The following is a 26,992-nucleotide window of genomic DNA, read 5'->3' on the forward strand; positions in this document are numbered from 1 at the left end:
AAAAAGAGGTGCATTCTATGGCTTGGCCAACACATATTGTAGCGGCAGGTGGATTCGCAGAAAATGAACAAGGAGATATCCTTTTAGTAAAGACTCATGATGGTGGATGGGTATTTCCTGGTGGACAAGTAGAGGTCGGAGAGAACCTGGTGGATGCATTAATTCGAGAGATTAAAGAGGAAAGTGGAATAGACGTCACGGTATCTCAATTGATTGGTGTGTATTCCAATACAGGCATTCATAAATGGTATGACGGTGTAACCGATGTTCCTACCAAGGTTATGTTTGATTTTATCTGCAAGCCTGTGGGTGGGGAATTATGTACCTCGGAGGAAACCTCTGAAGTGATGTGGATGGCAAAAGAGAAAGTACTTGATTGGATTACACAACCGGCTATTCGTACCCGCTATCAAGCTTATTTGGATTACGATGGGAATACGAGGTATATGGATTATGTAACTGGAGACACGTTTGAAGTTAACTTAGATCGAACGGTGTAAATATAAGTGATAGGCCATCCTGCAAAGGATGGCTTTTTAAAATATAAGAAAGTATAAGTTTCGCCAAAGGCGTTTATGCTCGTTATGCTTTGATGCCCTCAAAGGCAGAGGTGATCAAATATTTCACAAAAGCTTCGTCTAGCTCATCCCCTGTGATCAGAAGCCGATAAAATATCGGTCCATACAGCAGATCAATCGTGATCCCAATATCCAGTTCCGCTTTTAATTGGCCCCGGGTCACCCCACGCTCCAACAACTGTCGTGCCTCTTGGCGACGGGGAGCGAAAAACCTCGCACGATAGGCCTCAGCAAGGCCGGCATCAAATTGACCTTCGCCGATCAACTCGGTAATGATCTTTCCTTCTCGGCTGCGAAGAAAATTAGCCAGGTTTGTGGCATGCATCATAATATCGTCCATGACCGAACCGGTGTCCGGCACTGGCAATCTTGCGGATGCTGCAGAGAGGTAGCCGTCCATGACCACAGCTGCTTTGTTAGGCCACCATTTATAAATGGTCGCTTTACTTACCTTGGCCCGTTCCGCGATTTTCTCTACGGTCACCGCACCAAATCCAGTCTCTAGTAGTAAATCATACGATGCTGCCAGAATAGAAGCCTCGGCTTCGCTATTGCGCGGCCGTCCTCTTTTTTTATCCATCAGAGATCCCTCCCGATTAATCTATCCTTTATTTAACTTGCGATCTAAAAAGAAACTATACGTTCATTATACAAAAGGTTATGTGAAGTAGCCAATCGCCTATTTACAAAACTGAACGTTCAGTATATATTTAAATTAATTAATGAACGGTACGTTCAGTATTTATAATCGAAGGGTGGAGATCTTATGAATCAAGGAAGACGAATGAATCCTGTAAGTTCAGGAAGTTCAGTGAATTCAGCGATGGAGCATGCGGAAGGAAAGACGATCCCTGGATGGATTACATTTCTATTAGCGGCCTCCTGCGGACTAATTGTGGCCAATCTGTATTACGCCCAAACCCTGATCGGACAGATCGCCCAAGCTACGCAGCTTTCTTCTGGGGCAGCGGGTCTGATTGTAACTTTGACCCAGGTAGGATACGTTCTTGGACTTTTGTTCGTAGTACCGCTTAGCGATATTATTGAGAATCGCCGCCTGACAGTGGTGTCGCTGGCTATGGTGGTGGTATCACTGGTAGCAGCCACACTAGCTCCGAATGCAGCGATCTTTTTGGGAGCATCCCTGTTCATTGGTCTCGGTTCCGTAGCTGCCCAGATTCTTGTGCCGTATGCGTCTTTTCTGGCTGCTGAAGAGCAGCGCGGCCGGGTGGTCGGTAATGTAATGAGTGGGCTGCTGCTCGGTATTATGTTCGCCCGGCCACTGGCCAGCTTTGTCTCTGGATTGTGGGGTTGGCATGCGATTTATGCCATATCCGCCGTAGTGATTTCCTTATTAACACTTCTATTGTCCCGTGTGCTGCCGCAGCGTCAACCTGTGCCTACAATGAATTATGGCGGATTGATCCGTTCTCTAGGTACTTTACTGAAGAGTACGCCAGTGTTACGCCGCCGGGCGATTTATCAGGCTAGCCTGTTTGGAGCTTTCAGCCTGTTCTGGACGACGGTCTCTTTGCATCTGGCCGATACGTATCATTTAAGTCAGCAAGGCATTGCCTTGTTTGCGCTAGCCGGAGTGGCTGGGGCTATCGCTTCTCCCATCGCTGGGAGATTGGCTGACCGGGGCTGGACCCGCCCTTTGACCGGACTTGCGTTTGTGCTGGCAGCTGTGGCTTTTCTTCTTGCTTACTTGTTTCAGAATGATTCAAGAGTGACGCTCGGATTGCTGGTTGCAGCAGCTATTATGCTGGATATGGGGGTATCGGGTAATCTGGTGCTTGGACAAAGGGCAATTTATTCCCTTGGCAACGAGGCGAGAGGACGTTTAAACGGATTATTTATGGCGATATTTTTTGTAGGCGGAGCCGTTGGCTCTTCACTAGGCGGCTGGGCATATGCGTACGGGGGCTGGAGTCTGACCAGCTTGATCGGTCTGGCGCTGCCGATCTTGGCCTTCTTGTACTATTTAACGGAGAAGAAGCAAGCGTAAGGCGTTCCAATAAAGCCGGTACTTACAAGGACTGCTCTCCGGGCTGGATATAGTCAGCCCGGAGAGCAGTCTTTTTTACGTAAATATAGGTTGGCTCGAGGACATAATCAGCACAGTGTTGCTCAAAATGTGATGATTGACTAATTAGTAACTATATCGGTGGATAAACCTGCAAAAGTACATCTTTTTATAATACGTGGAGAGCTGAAGCACTTATTCCTGCGAATCTGCAGTTATTTTTGTGCTAGAAGAAGCTTTCAAGCCATTTGTGATGATATTTCCTGCACATTTGCAGTTTTTGGTCTGCATGATGAGGATGCCTGTACAAAAAGCTGCACTATTGCAGGTTTTCACTATTCCAGCGAGAGGTATGCAGCGAAAAGTATGCTCCAGGATGCTTCCCTGCCTCGATTCCGATAAGCCTCCATAAACATTAATGCTACATCGTATAAGGATTTTGGCGAATCATTTGAATAAGGTTTGCCGCCGAGGCGGATAATGGTTCATTTTTTCGCGTACAGATTGCAATGCTATTCTTCAGATGTATGCCTTCAACATAAACTCGGCATAACTCTCCACGTTCAACATATTCGCGAACAACGAGTGAAGAGACGAAGTTGGCGCCATACCCGGCGATAACGGCTTGAATCGCTTCATGAAGTCCATTAAACTGCAAAGAGATCGTGGGAGCTGGCGTATTATATGTACGGCATAACGATAATAATCTCTCTCTCGTCGAACTCCCTTCCTCACGCATGACAAAGGGCTCCTTCATCATTTCGGATAAAGAAATTCGCTGATGTGCATAGGGGTGATGGGGTGCGACCACAAACCATAACTCATCCTGAAATAACTCTTCTGTCCGGATCGTATCTGGATAGGCCTCGGTAATCCCTCCGTAAATCGCCATATCCACGTCTACATTTAACAGCTGCTTCAGGGCATCGCTTGAATTGGTGGTAGTAATCACCATTTCCACTTGCTCATATTGTTGCTTGAACTTTGCGATCCAGGTAGGGATAAGGAAATGAGCGGGCAAATACGTCGCGGCTAGACGAATACTTCCATTCGTGCCGTTTACGTAATCTTGAGCAAATTGTTCGATCTGCTGTTCAACGGCGAACAGTCTTTTCGCGAGTAGGGCAAGCTCTTCACCTGCATCCGTTAAAGCAATTCCTCTACCTTGAGGCTTAAATAGGGTGAAGGATATTTCCTTTTCGAATTTCTTGATCTGAGCCGTAATCGCAGGCTGACTGATATTTAAAGTTTCGGAGGCGCGTGTCACACTTCCTGTCGATGCGATTACATGGAATAAGCGCAAGGCGTGTAGATTCATGGTTAAGCTCCTATCTGCTATCGTTTAATTCATATATTTAATATATAGTTTAGTTTTAAAGATATATTATATTTATGATTATAACTGATTTACAATACAGGTATAAAGTTGAAGTTGAAGTTGAATTTGAACTTGAAGTTGAATATGAACTTATATTTTGGACTTAAATCTTTAGTTAGGGAAAAGGAGTACCGAAGAGGAGGTTTGGAACTGTAGGAGCGTCAGCGACCGCCTTTGTCTACGGATTTCAACCAAGAATAGTGGTTTTAATCGAAGAAATCTGGAGACAACAGCGGCCGGAAGTCCAAACACTCCTCGTAGTTACGACCGATCCCTAATTGTGGAAATGAAAATTTTATTTCAAAGGAGAAGTGATAAATATGAATCAACCGACTACATGGGATAAAGTCGATCAGTACATTACAGAGCGCTTAATTCCGCAGGACTCCGTGCTGGAGGAAGTGTTGTCCGCGAATCAACAGGCAGGGCTGCCGCCCTTTGATGTCTCACCTAGTCAGGGCAAATTCCTTAACCTATTGGTTCAAATGAAAAGTGCACGCCGGATTCTGGAGATTGGCACTTTGGGTGGGTACAGTACAATTTGGATGGCAAGGGCGCTCCCGTCTGACGGACATATCGTTACCTTGGAGCTAGATCCATCGCATGCTCAGGTGGCTGGGGCCAATTTCGCGCTTGCTCAGGTAGATGATCTGATAGAACTTCGTATAGGCGATGCTTTGGGGCAGTTGTCTCAGATGAAACAAGAGGGTGTGGAACCCTTTGACTTTATATTCATTGATGCCGATAAACCCAACAACCCTAACTATTTACAGTGGGCGCTTCAATTTTCCCGGCCTGGTACGGTGATTATAGGCGATAATGTGATTCGTGAAGGCGAGATCATTAACAAGAATAGCAAAGATCCTCGTGTAATAGGCGTACGGGAATTTTATGATCTGTTGGCTGAAGAGCCTAAGATTTCGGCTACTGCCATTCAGACAGTGGGAAGTAAAGGATATGATGGTTTCGTATTGGGGATTGTGAATAGCTGATATATGTATTGCAATATCCAACAATTGTAATATAATCTATTGAAAATCCAATAGTGAGAGGTACTTTCTATGCAACCTACATTTGAAACACAAAGGTTAATACTAAGACCGTTTCAATCCACAGATGCAAGTAAAGTTCAAGAGCTTGCTGGGGATATAGAAGTAGCTAGAACAACGCTGTCTATTCCTCATCCATACCCTGATGGAGCGGCTGAATCTTGGATTGGTGCCTGTAGGAAAAGCGCAGACGAAGGGGAAGGATTTCCTTTTGCTTTAATTAGTAAAGAGAGTAATACCTTAATAGGCTGTATGAGTCTAAATATAGACAAATCGCATCAAAGAGGTGAGCTTGCTTATTGGGTAGGAAGATCTTTTTGGGGAGATGGTTATGCGACTGAAGCAGCTAAGCGATTAATTGATTTTGGATTTGAAGACCTCGCATTAAATAAAATATGGGCAGCGGCAATGACTAGAAATCCTGCCTCCTCTAACGTTATGAAAAAAGCTGGAATGAGATTTGAAGGGGAATTTAAACGGCATATTTTAAAATGGGATAAATTCGAGGATATAGTCTTTTACGGGTTAACTAGAATTGAATATGAAGATAGGAGATAGAGGTATGATAACAACAAGGGGTTCCTAAGCCATGCTGGCTTGTGGAACCCCTCTTTTTTTAAAGTGACTCTTTAATTACCTTTTTATAATAGAACACGGATAGCACTGCAAAAATCGAATACAAAGCGGTGTATAGCAGCATCACCAGAATCATCGGTGTCATGAGCTCTGTACCGAAGAAGAACCATCCTGATTTTACGGCGAAGTAACTGTGAAGCAATCCAATGACTAATGGAATCCCAAAATTAAATAATTGTTTCGCCTGAATCCCTCTAAGCAGATCCCCTTGCGTGAAACCAAGCTTTCTGAGGATCGTGTAGTTGGGCTTTTCATTCTCACTTTCATCCATTTGTTTAAAGTAAAGAATGCATCCAGAGGTAATCAGGAACGTTAACCCCAGAAAGGCCACGATAAACATGATAAGTCCCATAGTTTGCTTTTGATTGTTCATCGTCTCCAGTTGAGAGTCGTTTATGTGGCCTTTTGCAAATTTCATGTTCTGAAAAAGCTCATTAGCCTGCTCAACGCTTGCCCGTTCTTTCATATCGATGCCGATATTAAGAGAGGACTTTCTTTGAAGGGCTGGATCTAGATCCTTCTTTAAGCGTTCAAAGGTCGTGTCGTCTACAATAGCAAGGGGTAAGCCACCACCTGTGAAATTGTATAAAACGGGGGCTTCCATATCAATTCTTTTATAAAACTGCGGAATGACTTCATGTTGTCCCTTGAATTCAATGCCACCCTGGTCCTTCATAGAAATCAGATTCTCCATTGCACTACTTGTCTTCGTAAAATAGGCCTCATCCGGGGATAGATCAATGCCCTCCAGCGAATTTTCACTGATGACGGGAAGAGTCATATTATTCGACATCATACCGAGCGATTTGGAATTTTCTGCCAGAAGCTTCTCTATATTTACATCCACTTGAATGACTTCGGTTATTTTTTCCGTAAACAGCAAATTTTCAGTCGTTAATGCCTCTTTAAATTGTTTAGCATCCTGGATATCCGTAAGAATAAAATCTGACGGAACATAGAGCTTCGCACTTTTCTCAGCAGAGTAGAAAGAAATATAACTCAAGGATAATAAACCCAGCGCCAGAGCTGATACCGTTGTAATGATGGTTAACAGTACGGCATTTGATTTCATTCGGAACATAATGGAGGAGAGAGACAACACCTCTTTAATATTCAGATACCCGTTTTTCTTTTTACGAATGAGATGAAAGATAAAGCTTACCGAGCCTTTATAAAAAAGATAAGTCCCGATGATAACTGAAGCCAGAATAGTGATCATGGATATAGATAGCTCAGTCATTGATGTTAAGTCTCCGCTAAATAATCGGGATGAAATCGAATAGCCAAGCAGAATCAATCCAATCCCAACGATCCCTATAATCATTTCAAAGAAGGACAGCTTTTTCACGTTGCCTTCTGTGGTTGAGGTCACCCGGAATAAGGATAGAATGCTTTGTCTTTTAATAAATCCATAATTCATCAGCATGATCAAAAGATAGATTACAAAGAATACGATCAGCGTTTGAACCAGGGCTGGGGTAGAAAAACGAAGGGATGCTATCGCATCGATCCCCATTATTTTAAAAAGAATCATAAGAATTAATTTGGAAATAGAAAAGCCCACGGCTATTCCTAGAATTAAAGAACCAAAATATAGGATGAAATTCTCTGCCGAAAGGATTCGGAATATTTTACTTTTGGTCATCCCTATTAACTGGAACAGACCAATTTCTTTTCCCCGGCGTTTGATGAAGATAGTGTTTGCATATAACAGGAAAATGGATACAATCGCGACCAGTAAGACCGAGGCAGCCTTGATTGCTGCGCCACCTTTGATCGAGCCTTCTACTGCATCCATCGAGGGATCGTATTGCAACGTAACAAAGGCGAAATATAAGGCCACGCTAAAAACGAGAGCAAATACATACAGATAGTAATTTCTGATGTTTTTTCGCAGATTTCGAAGCATCAGTACATTAATGCTCATTCTGCACACCACCTAATACACCTTGTGTTTTTATGATGTCGTTGAAGAAGACTTGTCTTGATTGTTCTCCTTTATTTAATTGCGTATAGATCGTACCATCCTTTATAAAAATAACTCTACTGCAATAGCTAGCTGCCACTGGATCATGTGTAACCATAACGATCGTTGCTTTTCGTCTTTGATTTAGTTCACTCAGCTTGTTTAACAAATCAGAAGCAGATTTAGAGTCCAAGGCTCCTGTAGGTTCGTCAGCAAAAATAATGCTTGGATCATGAATGAAGGCTCTGGCTGCAGAGGTGCGTTGTTTTTGACCCCCAGAGATTTCATTCGGGTACTTATTTTTCAACTCTAAAATCCCCAGCTCCCTCGCGACGTTTTCGAATTTCTCATTGGCAATTTTCTTAGGGGTGTTGGTAATGGATAGAGGTAACAGGATGTTTTCCTTCACCGTCAGCGTATCTAAGAGATTGTATTCTTGAAAAATAAATCCTAAATGATTTTTCCGAAATTCAGCTAATTGCTTTTCTTTCATATTAGAAATTTCAGTACCCTCAATGGTAATCGATCCGTTGCTGATCTGATCAATTGACGAGAGAACGTTAAGCAGGGTGGTCTTTCCTGAACCGGAAGAGCCCATGATCCCAACAAATTCGCCTTCTTCTATAGAAATATCTAGTCCACTCAACACGGATTGTTTGTTTAATTTATTTCCGTAGCTTTTATGAATTTTAGTGGCTTCAAGAATTGCCATAATGATTCACTCCCTTTTTATACTCGTTCTTTTTGTATAGCTTTATTATAAAAGGCTTTGCCGTTCTTATCCTTCGATTGCCCGAACAAAATAAAAAAGCATGTGACATTGTTGTCACACGCTTGAGAGCTTCACAAATTCATTTTTAAGCGGAAAGGTTAAAGTGAACGTCGTCCCTGATCCGGGCCTCGATTCAACTCCGATGACCATCAACAAGGATTGCGCCGCTTTTTTGGCTAAATATAATCCCATCCCTGTGGCGGCATTGTCGCGATGCACGGTGGTGGAAGTAAATCCTCTATCAAATATCCGAGGCAGATCCTTTGGATCTATCCCGCGCCCACCATCCTTCACCTCAAGAACGATATGCTCAGCTTGCTGATAGCTACTCACTGTAATATCTGAAGCCTCACTATATTTTACGGCGTTGGTTAGTAGTTGTCGGATAATAAAAGCCAGCCATTTGGCATCACTAAGCACTTCAGCTACTTCCAAGTTCAGCTCAAAGCCGATTCCCTTCTGAATACACCAGGATTGCAACGTCTTAATCTCCCCGAAAATAAGCGTTTCTAAATCGATATGTTCTATATACAGATCATTTTCGATAAAGGGAATTCGCCTTTGATGTAGCTGTTGATCCAGCAGAAGATGTATGCGCAGCCATTCATAGGTCAGATGTTTCCTCATTACATCATCTTCGATTCGCTCCATCATTAGATGCATCGCTGTCAGAGGGGTCTTCACTTCATGAATCCACGATAATAGTTCATCTTTTTCCTGTTCTAACGTCATTTGATTGTTCGAGGCTGCCTGTTTTAACCATTTAGCTTGATTGATAATACTCTCCTCAATAATATGCTCAAACGGGCTTTCGGGGGTGGCGATACTCGTTACATCCAGATCATCATCTCGCTCAACCAAGCTTTTATAGAACCTGGTTTCTCTGGGATAGCGAAGGATTAAGAACATCACAAAAAAAAGCATCGACAAGGAGACCAGATAGAGAACTGAAGAGAATGGGATTGATGAATCCATATAGGTGACAAAAAGTATAAAAAGATTGGTAAAGAGGACTAGTAGGATCCAGCTACTTCTTTCCAAGAGATACTTTTTAATCATAGTGCTTCCTCTTCGATGGCCATATACCCTTGTCCTACTTTCGTTTCAATGAAACTACCCAAGCCTATCTCATCCAGCTTTTTTCGCAGCCGGTTTACGTTGACGGTAAGGGTGTTGTCACTTATAAAACGTTTATCATCCCACAAGCTATTGATTAATTCCTCGCGGGTGACGATTTTATTTTTTTTCTCAATAAGCAATTTCAATATAAAAATCTCGTTTTTCGTAAGCTCAATCGATCCCATATCATGCGTCAATACATTTCTCTCATAATCCACGGTTGCTCCACACCATGTCTTGAGCTCAAGGTTATCCGTGTTGTAATTGTAGACGCGCCGAAGAATCGCTTGTACTTTGGCAATGAGTACATCGAAATGGAAGGGCTTTTGAATATAGTCATCGGCTCCAAGCTGCATCGACATTACCATATCTGTAGGATGATCCCGGGATGATAAGAAGATAATCGGAAGGTTAGAGTGGGAACGAATCATTCGGCACCAATGAAACCCATCAAATTTAGGTAATTGGATGTCGATGATGACTAAATCAGGTTTGATCTCTATAAATTCCTGCGTGACATTGCTGAAATCCTGAATGCCATACACATCATAAGACCACTGGGTAAGTCGCTCCTTGATCTCATTAAACAGCGTTGAATCGTCTTCGATTAATAATAGCTTGAACAAATGCTTCACCACACTTTTAGTTAGCTTTACAGCATTTTAGATAATACATCCTGATAATGCTTAAACTCTTTGGCTTCATTTAGATTAGGACATGTCCTTAAGGATAGTAGAGCACTTTCGATTAAGAACTGTCTCGGTTCCTTGTTGTTCATGATTTCTTCCTGGATAAAGTATAACAGCTTTAGATAATTAGTGAGGTTCGCATCACCAGTTGTAAATGATCTCTCTATTACTTTTTTTAAGCTGATGGTTGCAAAGGACAAATCATTATTGAAAAAATCACTATATTCCGCTGCGGGTAATAATTTGCCCACATGCTCTGGTGAGATGAGTTGAATGCCCATTTGACTTACTTCTTCAACAATGGTTTGGATAAGCGTAGTGCAATAATCAATGATTTGCTTAGAGGTGATGACTTCATTCATAGCACTGTTGATTTGTAGCATATTTTGCAGAATTCCTGTAAAAATGATGGCTCCGTCCAGTAAATAGGGTTTCTTATCCTCAGGGAAAATATGAAGGAAACGTTCATGTACCCAGGTAAGGAGGCTGAACTTTGTTTTTTTGATAAACGTTATTAAGTCTGGGTCATTGGAGACCAAAGCATCTTCTACGAGCTGTAACAATTTATTTTTCTTATTGATTTTCATGACCAGCTGAATCTGCTCGGCAAATATCTTAATGTCAGAAGGATCTTGACCTATGAGCAGGGAATTTCGCCCTTCTTCAAGTCGATCGTGAATGGACGTAAATACAGCCTTAAAGAGATCCCCTTTTGAAGGGAAATAGTTATAAAAAGATCCTTTGGAGATCCGGCTATGATTCAAAATATCCTGAATGGATGTGGCGTGGTAGCCTTTTTCAATAAATAATTCATGCGCTTTATGAACCACTTGCTCTTTTCGTTTATTTATCATCTGAGGTGCCCCTTTAAGCTGAACTCTTTGTTCCAATATAGACTAGCGTATATTTCCACTTAATACAATTTCAATTTTAAGTGATTTTTGTCTTGCCAAGCGAGAAATAAGGGAGTAATATATTCTACACCGGATTATAACACGAGTTCAATTTTGAACCGTTAGTATGATTATAGAATGGAGGATTCCAAAATGAAAGCAAAAGAAAGTAAAGCATCTTACGGGATATTGGCAATCCTCATGATTGGTGCATTTGTTGCTTTACTGAGTAATACCCTACTCAATATAGCTTTACCATCGATTATGAAGGATTTTAATGTCAGTGCCTCAACGGTACAGTGGCTATCAACGGGCTATATGCTGGTGAACGGGATCATGATTCCTTCAACAGCTTTTTTGATTCAAAAGTATACCGCGAGACGGTTGTTCTTAATCGCGATTGGATTATTTGCGATAGGAACTTTTATCGGCGGATTAGCACCAAGCTTCCCTGTGTTGCTGATCGCCAGAATGGTTCAGGCTTCAGGGGCTGCGATCATGATGCCATTATTAATGAATGTATTGTTCACTACCTTTCCACCTGAGAAACGTGGTTCAGCTATGGGGATGTTCGGGTTGGTTATGATTTTTGCACCAGCTATCGGACCTACATTATCTGGATGGATTATTCAGCACTATGAATGGCCTGTACTATTCTTTATGATTGCCCCAATCGCCGTATTGGTGTTCATTCTGGCCTTCTTCAAATTGCATGATCCTAAAAAAGATGTGGCTATTAAGATTGATTTCTTATCTGTAGTTCTATCAGCGATTGGTTTCGGGGGTCTCCTATACGGCTTCAGTTCTGCTGGGAACAAAGGATGGGATGATCCAATGGTCTACTCCGCGCTTATTATCGGAGCGATTGGATTAGTGATCTTCATTATGCGCCAAATGAAGATGAAGGAGCCTATGCTTAACTTCAGAGTGTACAAATATCCGATGTTCGCTTTATCCTCAGCGATTTCGATTACACTGAATATGGCAATGTTCTCAGCGATGATGCTAATGCCGATTTACCTGCAAAATATTAGAGGGATTTCACCACTGGATTCGGGACTTCTAATGTTGCCTGGTGCGTTAATTATGGGTGTTATGTCTCCAATCACAGGTAAATTGTTCGATAAATTCGGCGGTAAGGTATTAGCGCTAATTGGTCTAGCGATTGTAGTGATTAGTACGTATTTCTTTAGTGATCTGACTGAAACTACTAAATATTCGACACTCATGATTCTATATTCGGTGAGAATGTTCGGGATCTCTATGGTGATGATGCCAGTTATGACCAATGGTTTGAATTCTATCCCAGCCAAATATACGCCGCATGGTACAGCTATGAACAGTACGATTCAGCAAGTATCAGGGGCGATAGGTGGGGCACTGCTCGTAACCATTATGTCTAACAGTACCACTTCACATGTGAAAGATATGGTCGCTGATGCTGTAAGTAAATTAACGGCTAAACCTTCGGCAGACCAATTGCTTGGTATACAAAATCAAGTCATTGCGAAAGCTACTATTGAAGGAATTAACGATGCATTCTTGGTATCTGTAGGCGTAGCGATTATTGCATTTATTCTAGCCTTCTTTATTAAAAGAGGTGTACAGCCTAAGGAAACGGCAGAAGAGAAAGTGACTGCAAAGAAAGTAGCTGCTAAGCAAGTTACAACGCATTAGTTCTACGAGATTTGTTATATAGAAAGGCGCCCACCTAATGGTGGGCGCCTTTTTAAAATATAAGTTCTGATACATCCTGAATGACTGTGATGGAATCATTTCCTCCAACATAAACTCTATTGGTGACTGGGTTTAGCACAGTACTGCCTGACACTAAAGGGAATCTTACGAGCCTTTTAAACGTGGTGGCGTTATAAACGGACATGTGGTTCTTATCGAAATTACCAACAAACAAATGATTTGTATTCGGATTAATGGTTATGTTGGAGGAGGTAGGCAGAACCTTTGTAGTGATGATTTTGTTGTTACTTCCATTGATGACGAATAGCTTTCCTTTACCTTCAACTTGTGCACTTGAGACATAGATACGGTTTGTCAGCGGATTGATAACGACCTCACTTTGCAGACGCCCTAGCTGTACATTTTGCAGCAATTTATTGTTGCGGCCGTTGATTACCGAGAGAAACCGACTTAAGTTATTAGCGACATAAATGCGGCCTGTGATTACATTAAGTGCGGGTGGTATCACAGGGTTATTACCGACTTTTATGGTGGCAATGATAGCCTGTGTATTTCCATTAATGACGGAGACGGAATTTTTTATTGTATTGGTCACATATATACGATTTGTAAGCTCATTAATAACGATTCTGGAAGGGCGACCGCCGACTTCAATCTTCGTTTTGATCTGGTTTGTTTTCCCATCGATGACGAATATAATTCCTGCTATGCTAGTTACATAAATCAAATTTTTTCGAACATTTACTCCGATATTATCAGGCATGCGGCCCACTTTCACAGTCTTTATCGCCTGGTTTGTCCGCCCGTTAATAACAGAAACCGTATCGTCACGAAAATTTGTTACATAGATTCGGTTAGTTTGGGGGTTAATCCCAAGCTGTGTTGGCAGTCTTCCAACATTGATGCGTGCGATAATTCGATTCGTTATGCCATCGAGTACCCCGATAGTTCCAGCCTCAGTGTCTGGGTTAACAAAGTATACCCTATTTGTGCTGACATTTACTTCGATATCTCCGATCGGTCCGGCAGAGCGGACTGTAGCAATCACTTTTGGCTGCGCCATGCTTATACCCCTTTTCAAGTAAATAGATACTTCATTATATTTAGGCTTAGGCAAAAGGGTACTACATATATCGTTGCAAGATGTATCTTCGGAGTGTAGAATAATATTCCCGAATCTACATTTGAGATTAAATGTAAGCGCTATATTAATAGTGGGGTTGAGATCGATTGGAGGCTAATGGATATGATGATGAAATCAGTATTGTCGGATATTTTACTAACACCTGATAAGTTGCTACTTCATCGCGAATTACTAGAGGAGATTGGAAAGTTCATTACGCAAGAGATCCTGAATCATCCGTTATTGCAAGAAGATCGTCAGAGGGTAAGCATTATCCTAGATGGATCGACCGCACTCGGGGTGGTAGATGGGCAGTCGGATGTAGATATAATCATTATTTGTGAGGATGAGTCTTACAACAGTATTAATCATCGGTTCGAGGAAAAAGGGCTGATTCCGGAGCACAGTAGTTTTTTTATGGATTTAAGGCTTCCGAGTGGGAAGACAGGGCATTATACACTCCATAAAATATCTGATATCAAAGAAGCTTTAATGAGCGGGGATATGGAATGGCTGTGGAATGCATCAGTGTCCTATATTTACTACGATCTGCTGGATCTGAAGTCACTTTTCCATTCCTATGTTCCACTCCAACCTGAAGTACTAATGAAAATTCGTAAGAATTCATACATACAGCTAAGAAGCTATGCCAGAAGTCTAGATAATCCTGTAGTTCGTGGCGACGCCTTTCCAATCTTGTTCTTAGCGGTTTCCCTTTATAAAGAGGCTTTACGCTGTGCAATCACTATTGAAGGTTATCCGTATCCCTATGACAAATGGCTTGTTCCCGTAGCGCAGCAAACGGTCGCAGGTCGAAAGATTTTGGAGTGTGCAGGCGATTTTTGGAGTTATCTTAGAGAGGATGAATCCTTTGCTCCCATGTACCAGGAGGACAATAATTTTGTCAAAATGGAAAAACAATTTCGAAAGATACTTTTGGAGGAATTCCGCCTGCGGGGGATCGATGAACCTTGGTTAATAGAGTGGTGGAAGTTTTTGGAGGAATAAACGGAGTAATGACGCTGACTATCCTTCTTGATTACGGTAAGGTATACTGGAATGAACTTTTCAGTAAGAGGTGATTAAATGGCTGGGACAGTCTCTATATTAGGCGTTCCTTTTTCAAAACTAACACTAAACGAGACAACACTTCATCTAACAAAACATATTCAATCCGGAGAACCGAAGCTATTTCATTTGATTACGGCGAACCCGGAAATTACGATAACAAGCCAATCGGATGAGCTGCTTCGAACCATACTCCATGAGGCAGATTTGATTACTCCTGATGGGATTGGCATTGTGCTGGCATCGAGAAGAAAAGGTGACCCTATAGCTGAACGAGTTACGGGGTATGAACTACTTCTTGAGCTGCTCGCACAAGGGAATAAGCTGGGCTGGAGCTTTTATTTCTTAGGCACGGATGAGCATACCAGCTGTAAAGCGGTCGAAAAGATTACAGAGCTATATCCGAATGTGAAAATTGCCGGAAGACATAATGGTTTTCTTGCTAAAGAAGAGGAACCGGCCATTGTGGCAGAGATTCAGCACGCACAGCCAGATTTCCTGATTGTCGCGATGGGGGCTCCATACTCTGACAAGTGGGTTTATAAGCATAAACAGGCGCTTTCTCAGGTTAAGGTTGTGTTTGGCGTGGGGGGAAGCTTGGATGTTATAGCGGGAAAAGTGACTCCAGCCCCTGCGATATGGAAGAAGCTCAATTTGGAGTGGCTGCATCGACTCTTATTCGCACCTGTGGCCAAAGGACAAAAGTCGCGCTGGCGCAGGCAAGCAGTTCTTCCTAAATTCGTGTATCGAGCTATGATTAGGAAATAAGGCAGATGGCCGCCCTGGAAAGGGTGGCTTTTTTTGAGTAGTAAGCTGAGGAAATATTGAAATTAAGAATTTTTATGAAAATTTAAATGAAAATATTCATGGAAATGTAACAGTAACCATAACTAATTACATAAAAAACTTCCCAAAACAGCATCTTTGCGTTATCATTAATGTGAAAACATTCACAAAGGGGCGTTATAAAGATGAAGAAGACAACAAGTACTGCTCTCATTCTCATTCTCTCTGTCATGCTCGTAATCGCAGGCTGCGGTAACAGTAATAGCAACAGCGCAGGTAATAGTAATGGCAACGAGAACAAAAGTAAGGTAAATGAGACGGCCAAAAATGATAAAGCTGAAGCCGTATCAGGTGCATCAGAAGCTAGTTACACACCACTGGATCAATTAAAAGATAATTATGATATCGTTATTGTTGGTGCTGGTGGTGCAGGAATGTCTGCTGCACTGGAAGCTAAGGCCAAAGGCTTGAACCCTGTTATTTTAGAAAAAATGCCGGTTGCAGGTGGGAATACAAGTAAATCCTCCTCAGGAATGAACGCTTCCCAAACGAAATTTCAAAAAGAGCAAAGCATTGAAGATAGCAATGATAAGTTTTATGAAGAGACACTAAAGGGCGGCCATGACACGAACGATAAAGAGATGCTTCGTTTCTTCGTTGACAATTCCGCAAGTGCAATCGATTGGTTGGATTCGATCGGAATCAAGCTGAACAATATTACGATCACAGGCGGCATGAGCGAAAAACGCACCCACCGTCCAGAAGACGGCTCTGCGGTAGGCCAATACCTTGTCAAAGGATTGGTTAGAAACGTACAAGAAAAAGAAATTCCACTGTTTGTGAACGCGGATGTTAAAGAAATTACTCAAAAAGACGGTAAGGCTAACGGCGTCAAAGTACTCTTTAACCAAGCTGATGAAAAAACCATTACAGCGAAGGCAGTTGTTGTAACAACAGGTGGTTTTGGATCCAACATGGATATGATATCAAAAGTTAGACCTGATCTGGAAGGATACGTAACGACTAACCAAATCGGCAGTACCGGCGACGGCATCAAGATGATTGAGGCACTTGGCGGAACCACCGTTGATATGGATCAAATCCAGGTTCACCCAACAGTTCAACAAGAAAAATCTTATCTGATCGGGGAAGCTGTACGCGGCGAAGGTTCTATCCTCGTGAATAGCGAAGGCACACGGTTCGTAAACGAATTGACTACACGTGATAAAGTTACCGAAGCGATCAATGCACTTCCTGAAAAAGCGGCAACGCTTGTCTTTGATTCCGGCGTCAAATCACGCGTGAAAGCAATTGAACAATATGACAAAATGGGCTTCGTGATCCAAGCGGATACCATCGAAGCATTGGCGAAAGAAATCGGTGTTCCAGCCGATAAGCTAAAAGCGACACTTGATACTTGGAACAGCGCGGTAAAGAACAAGAACGATGCTGAATTCGGCAGAACAACAGGGATGGACAACGATTTATCCGCGGGTCCTTACTACGCTATTAAGATCGCCCCAGGGATTCATTACACCATGGGCGGTGTGAAGATCAATACGAACACAGAAGTATTAAATAAAGACGGCGCTGCTATTCCTGGCCTGTATGCGGCTGGTGAAGTTACAGGTGGATTGCACGGTCAAAACCGGATCGGTGGTAACTCTGTAGCTGAAATCATTATTTTCGGCCGTCAAGCAGGGATTAAATCTGCTGAGTTTGTACAAGCACAATAAGATTTAACTGCTATTCTGGTTAAAACAAAAGAACCGCTTGGGCTAATTGAAGCCCGGGCGGTTCTTTGTTTAATCTCTCGTTTAAAGTGAGTGGAGTGACCTCTATTCAAAAAGCTACTTCTCGCTTTTAGCTTGTTCTTCTCGCATCCACTGTGACAGCTGGCGTTTGAGTTTAAGGAATTCCGGGGAATCCGTAATCTCATCGCGGCGTGGCCGTGGAAATGGCACATCAACAGTATGTAGGATGGAGCCGGGGCGACCCGAGAATACATAAATACGATTCGAGAGCAGCAACGCTTCTTCGATGTTATGGGTAATGAATAGCACGGAACGGCGATTCTCCTCCCACAGCTCCAGCAGCCAGCGCTGCATTTCACTGCGAGTTAGTGCATCCAATGCGCTGAAAGGTTCATCGAGCAGCATCAACTCCTGCGGAGCCAGCAATGCTCTGAGAAAAGCAGCACGCTGTTGCATCCCACCAGACAGCATATGCGGATAAGCCTGTTCGAATCCATTCAAGCCAACCTTGGCGAGCCACTGGCGCGCTTCTTCACGAGCTCCATCCTGCAGAGCGCCTTTAATTTCCCCGGCTAGAAGTACATTATCTTCAATCGTTCGCCAAGGAAAAAGCGCAGGCTGCTGCGGCATATAACTGATTTCACCACGTTGACCCGTAACGGCTCTGCCGTTCATGCGGATCGTTCCTGCATCGGGCTTCACTAGTCCGCCGATCATATGGAATAAGGTGCTTTTTCCGCAGCCGGAAGGACCGACGATCGAAACGAACTCTTGCTGCTCTACCTTAAGAGAGACGTTGTTAAGCACGTTCGTCTCGCGGCGACGATGGGTGAAGGACTTGGAGATGCCGCTTACTTCAAGAGCAGGTGGTGCAGTATGAGCTTCAGGAGAGCTTATGTTTTCAGTTGTTCTTTGCTCTATTTGCGTCGCTTGAGACATACAGGCATCTTCCTTTCTATGAGTTACGGCGCGGTTTCCAGCGAACTAACCATTTTTCGAGCAAGGCGATAATCGCAAAAAGCACAAGACTAAGGAGCACAATAATAACAATAGCGACAAACATCCGATCTGTACGGTAAGCCGATTTTTGCAGGAGCATATAATAGCCAATCCCTTTATCCGCGCCAATCCACTCAGCGACCACGGCTCCCATAACCGCATAGGTAGCTGATATTTTCACACCGGAAAATAGTGCCGGGATAGAAGACGGAAGCTCCAGCTTGGTGAAGATTTGCCACTTGCTTGCGCCCGCCATTTTCATATAATTCATCATGACCTGATCACTTTGAGACAAGCCGCCCATTGCAGCGACAGCTACCGGGAAGAAGCATACCAGTGTAATCAGCACGATTTTGGGCAAAAGACCGAAGCCAAACCAGATGATAAGCAGTGGTCCGAGTGCGATAGAGGGAACATTTTGACTCAGAATAATGAGTGGATAAAAAGCCCGTCTAGCCCAAGGTAAAAGATGCAAAAGTAGAGCGACGATCAAGCCTACACCTGTACCAATAGGAAAACCGATTAATGTGAGTCGGAGCGTAGCCATCGTATGAGCCCAGAGACCTGAGGCATTACTGGTGGATTCGCGAGCAATATCAGCAGGACTCGGCAGAATCCAGGATTCGATATGGAATAGAGAAACAGATAACTGCCATACGGTTAAAAAGAAGACGACCGCCACAAGGGGCGGCCATATTAGCTTCCAGGTCGATCTCACGGCCGATATTTCTCCGTCAATTTATCCATGCTGATTCCGTTAGGGTTATGAGCGATTTTGATTTGGGAGATCACGCTTGGACTACCTGCTTCGATCAGCGCCTCCTGCATTTGACGTACAACCTCCAGGAGCTCGCTCAGTTCACCTTCCATAGTAGTTTCCAGTGGATTCACCTGATGTTTAACGCCGGATTTTTGAATAACTTCAATCGCTTTATCTACGTATGGGATGGAGTCCTCATTGTTTGGAGTCTTAGGAATTACTTGAATGCTTAATAATGTATTAGCCACAATAATCAATCCTCTCAAATTGTATAGGTAAGTTCAAAAAGCCAACTTTGATAACGATGTAATTCAGGAAGCAGATTCGGCGTCGAATCTTGAACGAACTTGGGAAGTCCGGTACTCACGTAGCACATCACTACGCTCCGTTCCTCCTTCCTCAAGTAACGTCCAACCTTCTTGGTTCTGAAAGCTGACTTTTTGAACTCTCATTGAAATAGGTAAGTTCAAAAATCCAACTTTGATAACGAAGTGATTCATTTATAATTGTTATTTACTCCGCCGGTAAAAAATCATTCGTGAATGCACTAGCTGCATCCAGCGGTTTGTCCAGCAGCTTCAAATCATACATCCAGTCGCCGTAATTCTGCCAGACCTCGGTTTTTTGCTCTCCCCAGCGTGGGGCGTCGTCCTTATATTTCGGGCTAAGCCATTTTTGGCTAGCTAGGACAAGCTCGGCATCAAGGTCAGGCACAGCCTTGGATAATGTAGCGGCAGCCTCTTCTGGATGATCAATCGCATATTGATAACCCTTCGATGTGGCTTTCAGGAAAGCCTTCACCAAATCTGGATTCTCAGAAATCTGTTTCTCACTCGTGGTCAGCACAGGGGTGTAATAATCGAGCTGAGGCGCATAATCCTTCAAGTAGAGCATATCCAGAGGCTCACCACGCAGTTCGGCTTCAATACCGGTCCAAGCGTAGAAGATCCAAGCGAAATCAATGTCACGTTTGACTGCAGTAAAATAGTCAGCTTCACCAATACTGATTAGCTTCACCTTTTTCACATCGCCACCAACAGGGTCCATGATCGCCTTCATGGCTGCTTCCTCAGCGGGAGAGCCCCAACCTCCGTAAGTTTTACCCTCAAAATCTTTTGGTGATTTAATCTTGCGATCCACTGGAGCGGCGAATCCCGAAGTATTATGCTGAATAATGGCTGCAATCGAGACAAGGGGAACGCCTTGTAGACGGGCTAGAGTCAATCCTTCCTGAGCGCTGATCCCAAAAGCGGCTTCGCCAGAGGTAACCATAGTATCAGAACCCGCTGCGCCAGGTTGAACGATTTCTACATCCAGACCTTCTTCCGCGTAATAACCAAGATCCTTGGCTACGTATAGACCGGTGTGGTTCGTATTCGGTGTCCAATCCAGTGCAACCTTAACTTTGGTAAGCTCTTTCGGAGCATTTGATCCGGTCGCTGCATTCGAATCCGCAGCATTTCCTTTGTTTCCGGCTGTATTCCCATTGTTGCTGCCGCATCCGGCAATCGCAAGAATGAGCATACAGGTGAGGCTAAGCATAAGTGCTTTTTTGAGTTGCATGTCTTCTTCTCTCCTTTAAGGTTGCCAGATCCCGTCATCCAACATGAACCATAAAGTGTAGTATGTACATTTCTTCTACATCTTTTGTGATCTACACAAAAAAAGCGCCCCGAGTGATCGGGACGCTGGCTTGGCGCAAGGTTAGTAAAGGTCACAGGGACCAAAACCAATTGGCGATTCCTACGCTGGCATTATCCAGATCAGGTATAAGGGTCAGTATCTTGTGGGATACAATCTCAGCCGGCCAATTCCAGCACCCCTGGTTCTATGAAGTTAACGGGTATTTCTCGCTTAAACGCTAATCGTCTTTATAAGGACGCTGAAGGCGTTTATGCTTGCATACGGTGTATTATAGACGGCTGTTCTCGGAATGTCTAGTAGCACGCTCCTAAATTTTTCAAATCTCTCCGTCCGTTTTCATTAATCCAGATCTTTATGTTTCTTGCGATGACGCCGCTTAAGCTCAGTAACCAGAGCACCTAGCGTAAGGACAACACTGATCATTATCCCGCTCATAATCACGAAAAGAGCAAGAAACTCAAAGGGGGAATAGCTAACCATCTTACTCCATTGAATCTTTCCATCCAGATCGTCAATGACTTGATTCATGCCATAAATCCCACTTACCACCGTAAATACAGTGAGGATCATCAGCAGATTATCCCGGCGCTTCGACTGGAACTTATCTTGATACTGAAAAAGGTCAGTCAAGGTTTCTTTTACTTCCTCGAACAGAGCGTCGTTCCCGTATACTTTACGCAGCTGAAGAAAAATCTCCCGTCCTTGCGACTGTGAAATCAGCTCCAAGAAATAGAACTTTGCCGAGAATTTATTAATCGAGTAGATTAAATTATCGATCTCATCATAATCGTGGTTTATGCGTAGTCGGGAATGCATATTTGCCAGCTTTAGCAGAACGATTTTGTGGAAAATATTGAGTAGAAATCCGTAATAATATTGCCCGTACATCTGGTTGGCGAGGCTAACGGCGATCTTTGGTTCAGCTCGGGTTAGACAGCAAAAGGTCTGCTCATTCATCATATAATACGAGTCTGGGCCCCATCGATTATAGGAATGCTCATGACAGTAGTTCGCAATATACGCTGGATCGCTGGCACTGGCATAGGGCTTCCCGTTCAGATCAATTCCATCAAGCTGAGAGGCGCGATAGCGTATATTTATACTAATCTCATCAGAATCCCCTTCACTCTGAAAGCCATAAAAGGCTTGCACCTGCATTCTTTCATCTACGAAAAAGGGAAGGGTCTCGAAATAAGCCCCATTAATATCCGAGTGATCCAGAAAAGGCTCCAGTCCATCCACCAGATTTCGGAAGACAAAATCCTCTACCATCTCATAGGTCTGTTCTCCGCAATGGATATAGGTGTAGTCATCCTGTACGAAGGTATTCTCAAGCGTCCGGAAGCGGTCCGCGAATTCCAGTGCATTACTAAAGGGAATCGAATCCCCCTCAAGCTGGACACGTATCGTCACAAATCCAAGCTGAAAAGGACATATGAATATATCCGTCGAGAGAATTTTAAAAAATATAGACTGCTGAGGAATCTCTAGAATACAGTCCAGATTATTGACTCTGGAAAAGCGGCGGAAAGAGTCTTCATCCTTCTTGCGTGGAAAAAGAATGTGTGCAGCAAACGGTAAATAGGTGCGCTCCATCCGTTCATGGGAAACACAGTGGCCTTCTCCGTAATAGGCATTTTCTAATTCTTTATTATCCAGAAAAAAACGTGTGAAGCCATCATCCTGCAATTGTTGGATAAGCTTCTTAGAATCGCCCTTTTTTATTGAAAAGGGAAAAATAAACTGCATAAGCGCAGTATGTAATAAAGGCTCAGTTGAAAGCTTATCCATTCATCGTCCATCCTTGTGCTCAGAATATGCTTATAGATGACATTACCCTAAAAGGATTAGGTTGATACCATTTTAACATTCTAAATACTGGAACTCTTTCTTTGCACTGCTTGTCTGGATTGGAATCTCCATGCGGCAATGCTCAGCAAGAACAAGAAGGCGGCAAAACCGGCAAGTAACCCAGCAGTTTGTGCCGCTTTTAGATGGTCCATAGACCAGCCCATAAATAGGGGCAGCAGAGCTCCACCGACACCTCCAGCAGCGATCATTATGCTGGGTGTTGATTCTTCGGCTCCTGGCAGCATCTTGCTGGAGAAGACTAGAGCTATGGAGAAAATACCGGACATAAATAGCCCAAGTAGCATAATTACGATGAATGCAGCTAATCGATTATCTGTGAACGGAAAAAGAGCCAGCAGTAACAAGGTCATTAAACAGCTACTTAAAATGTATACACGGTAAGAAATTTTCTCTGCAATCACTCCAGCAAACAATCTTCCCGTAGACATAGCTAGCCAAAAGAAAGTGACTGTCAGCGCCGCCGCAGATTCTGTCATCCCTAGCTTGGCGATAAAGATGGCGGGCATAAAGTTGACCAGACTCATCTCCGTACCTACATAGAGAAAGAAGAAAAGGATGAAGATGCCCAGCAGAATCCATTGTTTCCCTTTATACGGAAGCTGTGTGCTGGACTGCGAGGAATGTGCGGATGCTGAGACTTTGCGAGGTGCTCGCTCGTCCAGTATACGCTGCAGATTCCCAAAATGGCCTCTTCCCCAGAGAATGAGGGAAAGTAATGAGAAGCCAGCGACAATTAGGAATGCCAATCTCCATGCTCCGGTAGCAATGAGCGGACTGGCGATAAGAGGCATAACAAGTGCTCCTATCCCAAATAGGACTTCAAGTCGGCTCATCGCGATCGCGGTTCCTTCTGTCACAGCTCCGATAATGATGGTGCCGATGACGGCTTCGATCATACCGAAACCAAAGCCAGCCGCAACAGCAATGACATACATCCACTCCCAAGGGGGTAGAAAAGCATACGCAATCTCAGCAGTCAGGAGAAGAGCGGTGGCGATAATAATGCCTCCTCGTTTCCCGAAACGGCGATTGAGTAGGGGAGAGACAAGCACACCAGCCAGAAAACCAGCGAATTGACTAAAGATTAATTGCCCGCCGGCACTATAATTTTGGTCATAATGCTGTAGCAGAACGGGAAGAATAGATCCCAGCACTACATGAGCAAGTCCAATGACAAAGTAGGAAAGACAGCCGATCCAGATCAGTTTTTTCACGAAGTAAGCCCCTTATATTGAAAGTGGTTTATGGAGTAAGGTCGGATTCAATGTGAACCGGAAGGGTACATTATAATAAGCACCATTGTTATGATAAATCCAAACGGTGAGCTTGGATATATAAACTTTTGTTTACATGCTTGAAGGGAGAGATTTACGTAATGGATAACAAACAACTGGAGCAACTCATTATTAGAGCATTGGATGACAACAAGTTTGGTTCCTTTGGTACGATCGAAGAAGGAAATAAGCCGAAAGTACGTTACATGGCCATTTTCCATGAGGGTTTGAAGATTTATTTAGCTACGAATCGCAAAACTCATAAGGTGGAGGAATTATCGAATAATCCGAATGCTTTTTTGCTGCTTGGATATGAGTCAGGCGGAAGCAAAGACGTGCTGGAGATTGAAGCCACCGTTGCCGTTTCTAAAGATGAAGGGCTGCGCACAAAGGTATGGAACAAAGAGCTGGAGCCATGGTTTACAGGGCCTGATGACCCTAATTATGTGATTCTTGAACTTACTCCAACGCGTATTGAGTATGTTGGCAGTAATAAAGAGCACGGCGTGTGGACTCCCTAAACCAATTTAAAATCGATTCCGAAAGCCTTCCTATCCCCCACGGGTTTAGGAGGGCTTTTTTAAAAGATAAGTCCCTGAGTGACCTGTTAAAACATGTTATAATGACTTCAACTTTTTACGTAATTTCTCAGGGGAGGACTTAAAATACATGACCGTTACTCTGTTATATATTGAAGATGATCATGAAATCGGCAGCGTCGTGTCTGCGGATTTAAGTGAGCGTGGTTATAGTGTGCGTTGGCTGCGGAGCGGGGAGGGAGCGACGGAGGAAGCGGCGCCTTGTCAATTGGCCATTCTGGATGTAATGCTTCCTGGCCTGGATGGCTTTACTGTCGGACAACGATTGAAGCGGGCGTACCCTAAGCTTCCGATCTTGATGCTCTCTGCGCGAACCTCTATTGATGATAAACTGCAGGGGCTTGAATTCGCGGATGATTATTTGACGAAGCCTTTTCATCCGGATGAATTGGCTGCCAGAATTGAAGTGCTGCTCAGGCGGAATGGGGCATCTGTTCAGGATTCGCTCACGCTTAAACACCTAGTCGTATATGAAGGGGATAACCGAGTAATAAATGCTCAGACACAGGAAGAAGTCATGCTTACGGGTAAGCAATTTCAGATTTTTTCTTATTTGCTGCGTCATCTCGGCCAGATTATGACGAAGGAGCAGATTTATGAAGCCGTCTGGGGAGAAGCCTATCTCGAAGGGGATAAAACTTTGATGGTACATATACGATATTTGCGCGAAAAGTTAGAACTTGATCCGGGCAATCCCGAAATTATAGAAACTGTCCGGGGGATCGGATATCGGGTAAGAGCATGAGGGGGTTAGGGCGCATTCGCAAGCAGCGTAACTCCTCTTTGCTATCGGGATATTTGCTTATTATTGTTTCTGCACTGCTTTTTATCCCTGTGGTCCTGCCGTTATCTTTTGTTCTCTACAATATGGTTAATGAAGTGACTAAAGGGGCTCCACCTGTAGACACCTCTCTGTATTCGAGTGTTGCAGCGCTGGAGACCATGTGGCATAAAGAGGCGCTTCAATTGGAAGATGCTTCTTCAGAAGGCATAAATGAGCGGCTACATGAAATGAGCCGGAAATACACTGAGGCTACTATGTTTTGGGTAGATGGGCAGGGAATGACCCAGTTGATTCTCACACCTGATGAAGGCAATCCGGACCATGGCAGCGGAGTTCCGGAGCAGTGGACGGCGGCTGAGGCTATTTTTTTTATGAAAGAAAGTACAAAACGTGATCCTTTAGCCATCGTCGCCTTCATGGGAGACCGAGTGGATGCGGGTAAAGGGTTTATGGTAATGCAAATTCCAAACAAGCTGCTCAACAAAGGGGCTTATGGGGGAGTCGGGGCTTGGGCTTTGTATTACTTTGTGCTCTTTGTACTTTTTGGAGGGTTCGCACTGGTTTCTTTGCTGTTCTTTAGAAAAATACGCAAACGGCTACTACAGCTGCAAACCGCGATGACGATTACGGGACCGGATAGAATGCCTAAGTCTATTATGACGGGCAAGCTGGATGAGATTGGCAGACTGGAGGAAGCTTTTAACACGATGGTGGCGAAGCTTGACGAAAGTCGAAAGAGGGAAATCGAAGAGGAAGAGCTGCGTAAACGTCTAGTATCTAACCTATCTCATGATTTGCGTACACCACTAACGGTTATTCGCAGTCACATCCATGTAATGACTAAAGAGAGCTTAACCCCGCAAGGACAACAGTCCTTAGAGCTAATGGATAAGCGTATAGCAGATCTTAGCGTCTTGATCGAGAATCTTTTATCCTACAATCTCCTCAACAGCGGACGAATCACTTTGAAGAAGGAGCGTAAAGATGTCTTGCGCTTGTTGCGGGAAAGTGCTGCTGCTTGGTACCCCGTATGGGAAAAAGAGAACTTCGAGATCGATATTGACTTGGAGGCTGATCCGCTGTTCTGGATGGTGGATGAGGTCTGGTTCCGCCGTATTCTTGATAATCTGTTTCAGAATATTGTACGTCATGCCAGCAGTGGTCTTTATGTAGGGATTTCTACGGAGTCCCGTAATGGGCAACGTGTTATTTTGATTACGGATCACGGCAGAGGTATCCAGAGTCCATCCGATTACAAAGGGGCAGGATTAGGGCTGTCCATCGTGGATCTGTTAATGAAGCATATGGAGTTAGAGTGGGATATGGAGAGTACAGGAGATGGAACTTCCGTAGTAATCTTTAATCCGCTGTAGAAAGAAAATAAAATCTTAGACTTACCATCGTCATTAAGCTCTCACGGGAAAAAATAGTCAATAAAAACGAGCTCAACGGCACCTGTTTTAACAACTAACGAGCAGAATAGCGTAATATATTTGGTTGTAGTTATAATGTTTAATAGGGCTAT

The 26,992-nt window shown here is 43.5% G+C and carries 25 protein-coding genes and 1 riboswitch; of the genes, 11 read left to right on the forward strand and 14 right to left on the reverse strand.

All coding sequences use genetic code 11. The features are described from left to right. Positions 1-17 precede the first annotated feature (17 nt). A complete protein-coding gene (locus MHI27_RS02000) occupies positions 18-500 on the forward strand; it encodes an NUDIX hydrolase (protein ID WP_076300085.1) in 483 nt (160 codons plus the stop codon). 82 nt (positions 501-582) lie between these two features. On the opposite strand, the gene MHI27_RS02005 is transcribed toward MHI27_RS02000, so the two are convergent. After that, the gene (locus MHI27_RS02005; RefSeq protein WP_076300086.1) at positions 583-1,158 is read right to left on the reverse strand and encodes a TetR/AcrR family transcriptional regulator; all 576 of its coding nucleotides are present in this window, start codon (positions 1,156-1,158) and stop codon (positions 583-585) included. A gap of 243 nt (positions 1,159-1,401) precedes the next feature. On the opposite strand from MHI27_RS02005, the gene MHI27_RS02010 reads away from it, so the two are divergent. Then, the gene (locus MHI27_RS02010) at positions 1,402-2,586 is read left to right on the forward strand and encodes an MFS transporter (protein WP_405176686.1); all 1,185 of its coding nucleotides are present in this window, start codon (positions 1,402-1,404) and stop codon (positions 2,584-2,586) included. Between the two features lie 439 nt (positions 2,587-3,025). On the opposite strand, the gene MHI27_RS02015 is transcribed toward MHI27_RS02010, so the two are convergent. Then, a complete protein-coding gene (locus MHI27_RS02015; RefSeq protein ID WP_379424919.1) occupies positions 3,026-3,922 on the reverse strand; it encodes a LysR substrate-binding domain-containing protein in 897 nt (298 codons plus the stop codon). 380 nt (positions 3,923-4,302) lie between these two features. On the opposite strand from MHI27_RS02015, the gene MHI27_RS02020 reads away from it, so the two are divergent. Both MHI27_RS02020 and MHI27_RS02025 read left to right on the forward strand, forming a co-directional pair. Beyond that, positions 4,303-4,974 (forward strand): O-methyltransferase, encoded by a 672-nt coding sequence (locus MHI27_RS02020; RefSeq protein ID WP_405175471.1) that lies wholly within the window; start codon positions 4,303-4,305, stop codon positions 4,972-4,974. A 69-nt stretch (positions 4,975-5,043) separates the two neighbouring features. Continuing rightward, complete coding sequence (locus tag MHI27_RS02025; protein WP_339244462.1) at positions 5,044-5,589, forward strand: GNAT family N-acetyltransferase; 546 nt, start codon at positions 5,044-5,046, stop codon at positions 5,587-5,589. A gap of 58 nt (positions 5,590-5,647) precedes the next feature. Here MHI27_RS02025 and MHI27_RS02030 read toward each other — a convergent pair whose 3' ends face one another. The 5 genes from MHI27_RS02030 to MHI27_RS02050 form a co-directional block, all read right to left on the reverse strand. Next, positions 5,648-7,594 (reverse strand): FtsX-like permease family protein, encoded by a 1,947-nt coding sequence (locus MHI27_RS02030; protein ID WP_405175472.1) that lies wholly within the window; start codon positions 7,592-7,594, stop codon positions 5,648-5,650. Continuing rightward, entirely contained in the window at positions 7,584-8,345 is a 762-nt protein-coding gene (locus MHI27_RS02035; protein WP_076285161.1) for an ABC transporter ATP-binding protein, read from the reverse strand. Before MHI27_RS02035 ends, MHI27_RS02030 begins: the two co-directional genes overlap by 11 nt. Before the next feature lie 114 nt (positions 8,346-8,459). Then, positions 8,460-9,464 (reverse strand): sensor histidine kinase, encoded by a 1,005-nt coding sequence (locus MHI27_RS02040; protein ID WP_405175473.1) that lies wholly within the window; start codon positions 9,462-9,464, stop codon positions 8,460-8,462. Beyond that, entirely contained in the window at positions 9,461-10,150 is a 690-nt protein-coding gene (locus MHI27_RS02045; protein ID WP_042193184.1) for a response regulator transcription factor, read from the reverse strand. The genes MHI27_RS02040 and MHI27_RS02045 overlap by 4 nt, the downstream gene beginning before the upstream one ends. Before the next feature lie 26 nt (positions 10,151-10,176). Continuing rightward, entirely contained in the window at positions 10,177-11,067 is an 891-nt protein-coding gene (locus MHI27_RS02050; protein WP_405175474.1) for a TetR/AcrR family transcriptional regulator, read from the reverse strand. A gap of 192 nt (positions 11,068-11,259) precedes the next feature. On the opposite strand from MHI27_RS02050, the gene MHI27_RS02055 reads away from it, so the two are divergent. Next, positions 11,260-12,783: a DHA2 family efflux MFS transporter permease subunit gene (locus MHI27_RS02055; RefSeq protein ID WP_076285163.1), complete on the forward strand. Its 1,524-nt coding sequence runs from the start codon at positions 11,260-11,262 to the stop codon at positions 12,781-12,783. A 52-nt stretch (positions 12,784-12,835) separates the two neighbouring features. Here MHI27_RS02055 and MHI27_RS02060 read toward each other — a convergent pair whose 3' ends face one another. Continuing rightward, positions 12,836-13,867, reverse strand: coding sequence for a YncE family protein (locus MHI27_RS02060; RefSeq protein WP_076300090.1), 1,032 nt, complete (start codon positions 13,865-13,867; stop codon positions 12,836-12,838). Positions 13,868-14,050: 183 nt separating this feature from the next. On the opposite strand from MHI27_RS02060, the gene MHI27_RS02065 reads away from it, so the two are divergent. The 3 genes from MHI27_RS02065 (at position 14,051) to MHI27_RS02075 (ending at position 17,517) form a co-directional block, all read left to right on the forward strand. Then, on the forward strand, positions 14,051-14,935 hold the full coding sequence (locus MHI27_RS02065) for a nucleotidyltransferase domain-containing protein (RefSeq protein ID WP_405175475.1): 885 nt from the start codon (positions 14,051-14,053) through the stop codon (positions 14,933-14,935). Positions 14,936-15,013: 78 nt separating this feature from the next. Beyond that, entirely contained in the window at positions 15,014-15,763 is a 750-nt protein-coding gene (locus tag MHI27_RS02070; protein ID WP_076285166.1) for a WecB/TagA/CpsF family glycosyltransferase, read from the forward strand. A gap of 203 nt (positions 15,764-15,966) precedes the next feature. Further along, positions 15,967-17,517: a flavocytochrome c gene (locus tag MHI27_RS02075; protein ID WP_076285167.1), complete on the forward strand. Its 1,551-nt coding sequence runs from the start codon at positions 15,967-15,969 to the stop codon at positions 17,515-17,517. Positions 17,518-17,631: 114 nt separating this feature from the next. Here MHI27_RS02075 and MHI27_RS02080 read toward each other — a convergent pair whose 3' ends face one another. The 6 genes from MHI27_RS02080 to MHI27_RS02105 form a co-directional block, all read right to left on the reverse strand. After that, positions 17,632-18,474 carry an ABC transporter ATP-binding protein gene (locus tag MHI27_RS02080; RefSeq protein ID WP_081382967.1) on the reverse strand — a complete coding sequence of 281 codons (843 nt, stop codon included), beginning with the start codon at positions 18,472-18,474 and terminating at the stop codon, positions 17,632-17,634. Positions 18,475-18,490: 16 nt separating this feature from the next. Next, positions 18,491-19,252 (reverse strand): ABC transporter permease, encoded by a 762-nt coding sequence (locus tag MHI27_RS02085; protein WP_076300092.1) that lies wholly within the window; start codon positions 19,250-19,252, stop codon positions 18,491-18,493. Beyond that, positions 19,249-19,542: an MTH1187 family thiamine-binding protein gene (locus MHI27_RS02090; RefSeq protein WP_036682688.1), complete on the reverse strand. Its 294-nt coding sequence runs from the start codon at positions 19,540-19,542 to the stop codon at positions 19,249-19,251. The genes MHI27_RS02085 and MHI27_RS02090 overlap by 4 nt, the downstream gene beginning before the upstream one ends. A gap of 265 nt (positions 19,543-19,807) precedes the next feature. Then, complete coding sequence (locus tag MHI27_RS02095; RefSeq protein ID WP_405175476.1) at positions 19,808-20,857, reverse strand: ABC transporter substrate-binding protein; 1,050 nt, start codon at positions 20,855-20,857, stop codon at positions 19,808-19,810. 160 nt (positions 20,858-21,017) lie between these two features. Continuing rightward, positions 21,018-21,128: riboswitch (TPP riboswitch) on the reverse strand. 149 nt (positions 21,129-21,277) lie between these two features. Next, on the reverse strand, positions 21,278-22,729 hold the full coding sequence (locus tag MHI27_RS02100; RefSeq protein ID WP_339244475.1) for a hypothetical protein: 1,452 nt from the start codon (positions 22,727-22,729) through the stop codon (positions 21,278-21,280). 80 nt (positions 22,730-22,809) lie between these two features. Beyond that, complete coding sequence (locus MHI27_RS02105) at positions 22,810-24,024, reverse strand: MFS transporter (RefSeq protein ID WP_379424929.1); 1,215 nt, start codon at positions 24,022-24,024, stop codon at positions 22,810-22,812. A 161-nt stretch (positions 24,025-24,185) separates the two neighbouring features. Between MHI27_RS02105 and MHI27_RS02110 the strand changes: the two genes are divergently transcribed. The 3 genes from MHI27_RS02110 (at position 24,186) to MHI27_RS02120 (ending at position 26,840) form a co-directional block, all read left to right on the forward strand. After that, positions 24,186-24,605 carry a pyridoxamine 5'-phosphate oxidase family protein gene (locus tag MHI27_RS02110; RefSeq protein ID WP_042123646.1) on the forward strand — a complete coding sequence of 140 codons (420 nt, stop codon included), beginning with the start codon at positions 24,186-24,188 and terminating at the stop codon, positions 24,603-24,605. Between the two features lie 148 nt (positions 24,606-24,753). Next, complete coding sequence (locus MHI27_RS02115) at positions 24,754-25,428, forward strand: response regulator transcription factor (RefSeq protein ID WP_076285173.1); 675 nt, start codon at positions 24,754-24,756, stop codon at positions 25,426-25,428. Beyond that, positions 25,425-26,840, forward strand: a complete 1,416-nt coding sequence (locus MHI27_RS02120; protein WP_339799953.1) for a HAMP domain-containing sensor histidine kinase — start codon at positions 25,425-25,427, stop codon at positions 26,838-26,840. Before MHI27_RS02115 ends, MHI27_RS02120 begins: the two co-directional genes overlap by 4 nt. The last annotated feature ends 152 nt before the right edge of the window (positions 26,841-26,992 follow it).

Source organism: Paenibacillus sp. FSL H8-0261 (genome assembly GCF_045040645.1).
GTDB lineage: Bacteria > Bacillota > Bacilli > Paenibacillales > Paenibacillaceae > Paenibacillus_AQ.

Coding starts and splice junctions, on each gene's coding strand:
- MHI27_RS02000 (WP_076300085.1), top strand. CDS start 18: ATGGCTTGGCCAACACATATTGTAGCGGCAGGTGGATTCGCAGAAAAT.
- MHI27_RS02005 (WP_076300086.1), bottom strand. CDS start 1,158: ATGGATAAAAAAAGAGGACGGCCGCGCAATAGCGAAGCCGAGGCTTCT.
- MHI27_RS02010 (WP_405176686.1), top strand. CDS start 1,402: ATGGAGCATGCGGAAGGAAAGACGATCCCTGGATGGATTACATTTCTA.
- MHI27_RS02015 (WP_379424919.1), bottom strand. CDS start 3,922: ATGAATCTACACGCCTTGCGCTTATTCCATGTAATCGCATCGACAGGA.
- MHI27_RS02020 (WP_405175471.1), top strand. CDS start 4,303: ATGAATCAACCGACTACATGGGATAAAGTCGATCAGTACATTACAGAG.
- MHI27_RS02025 (WP_339244462.1), top strand. CDS start 5,044: ATGCAACCTACATTTGAAACACAAAGGTTAATACTAAGACCGTTTCAA.
- MHI27_RS02030 (WP_405175472.1), bottom strand. CDS start 7,594: ATGAGCATTAATGTACTGATGCTTCGAAATCTGCGAAAAAACATCAGA.
- MHI27_RS02035 (WP_076285161.1), bottom strand. CDS start 8,345: ATGGCAATTCTTGAAGCCACTAAAATTCATAAAAGCTACGGAAATAAA.
- MHI27_RS02040 (WP_405175473.1), bottom strand. CDS start 9,464: ATGATTAAAAAGTATCTCTTGGAAAGAAGTAGCTGGATCCTACTAGTC.
- MHI27_RS02050 (WP_405175474.1), bottom strand. CDS start 11,067: ATGATAAATAAACGAAAAGAGCAAGTGGTTCATAAAGCGCATGAATTA.
- MHI27_RS02055 (WP_076285163.1), top strand. CDS start 11,260: ATGAAAGCAAAAGAAAGTAAAGCATCTTACGGGATATTGGCAATCCTC.
- MHI27_RS02060 (WP_076300090.1), bottom strand. CDS start 13,867: ATGGCGCAGCCAAAAGTGATTGCTACAGTCCGCTCTGCCGGACCGATC.
- MHI27_RS02065 (WP_405175475.1), top strand. CDS start 14,051: ATGATGATGAAATCAGTATTGTCGGATATTTTACTAACACCTGATAAG.
- MHI27_RS02070 (WP_076285166.1), top strand. CDS start 15,014: ATGGCTGGGACAGTCTCTATATTAGGCGTTCCTTTTTCAAAACTAACA.
- MHI27_RS02075 (WP_076285167.1), top strand. CDS start 15,967: ATGAAGAAGACAACAAGTACTGCTCTCATTCTCATTCTCTCTGTCATG.
- MHI27_RS02080 (WP_081382967.1), bottom strand. CDS start 18,474: ATGTCTCAAGCGACGCAAATAGAGCAAAGAACAACTGAAAACATAAGC.
- MHI27_RS02095 (WP_405175476.1), bottom strand. CDS start 20,857: ATGCAACTCAAAAAAGCACTTATGCTTAGCCTCACCTGTATGCTCATT.
- MHI27_RS02100 (WP_339244475.1), bottom strand. CDS start 22,729: ATGGATAAGCTTTCAACTGAGCCTTTATTACATACTGCGCTTATGCAG.
- MHI27_RS02110 (WP_042123646.1), top strand. CDS start 24,186: ATGGATAACAAACAACTGGAGCAACTCATTATTAGAGCATTGGATGAC.
- MHI27_RS02115 (WP_076285173.1), top strand. CDS start 24,754: ATGACCGTTACTCTGTTATATATTGAAGATGATCATGAAATCGGCAGC.
- MHI27_RS02120 (WP_339799953.1), top strand. CDS start 25,425: ATGAGGGGGTTAGGGCGCATTCGCAAGCAGCGTAACTCCTCTTTGCTA.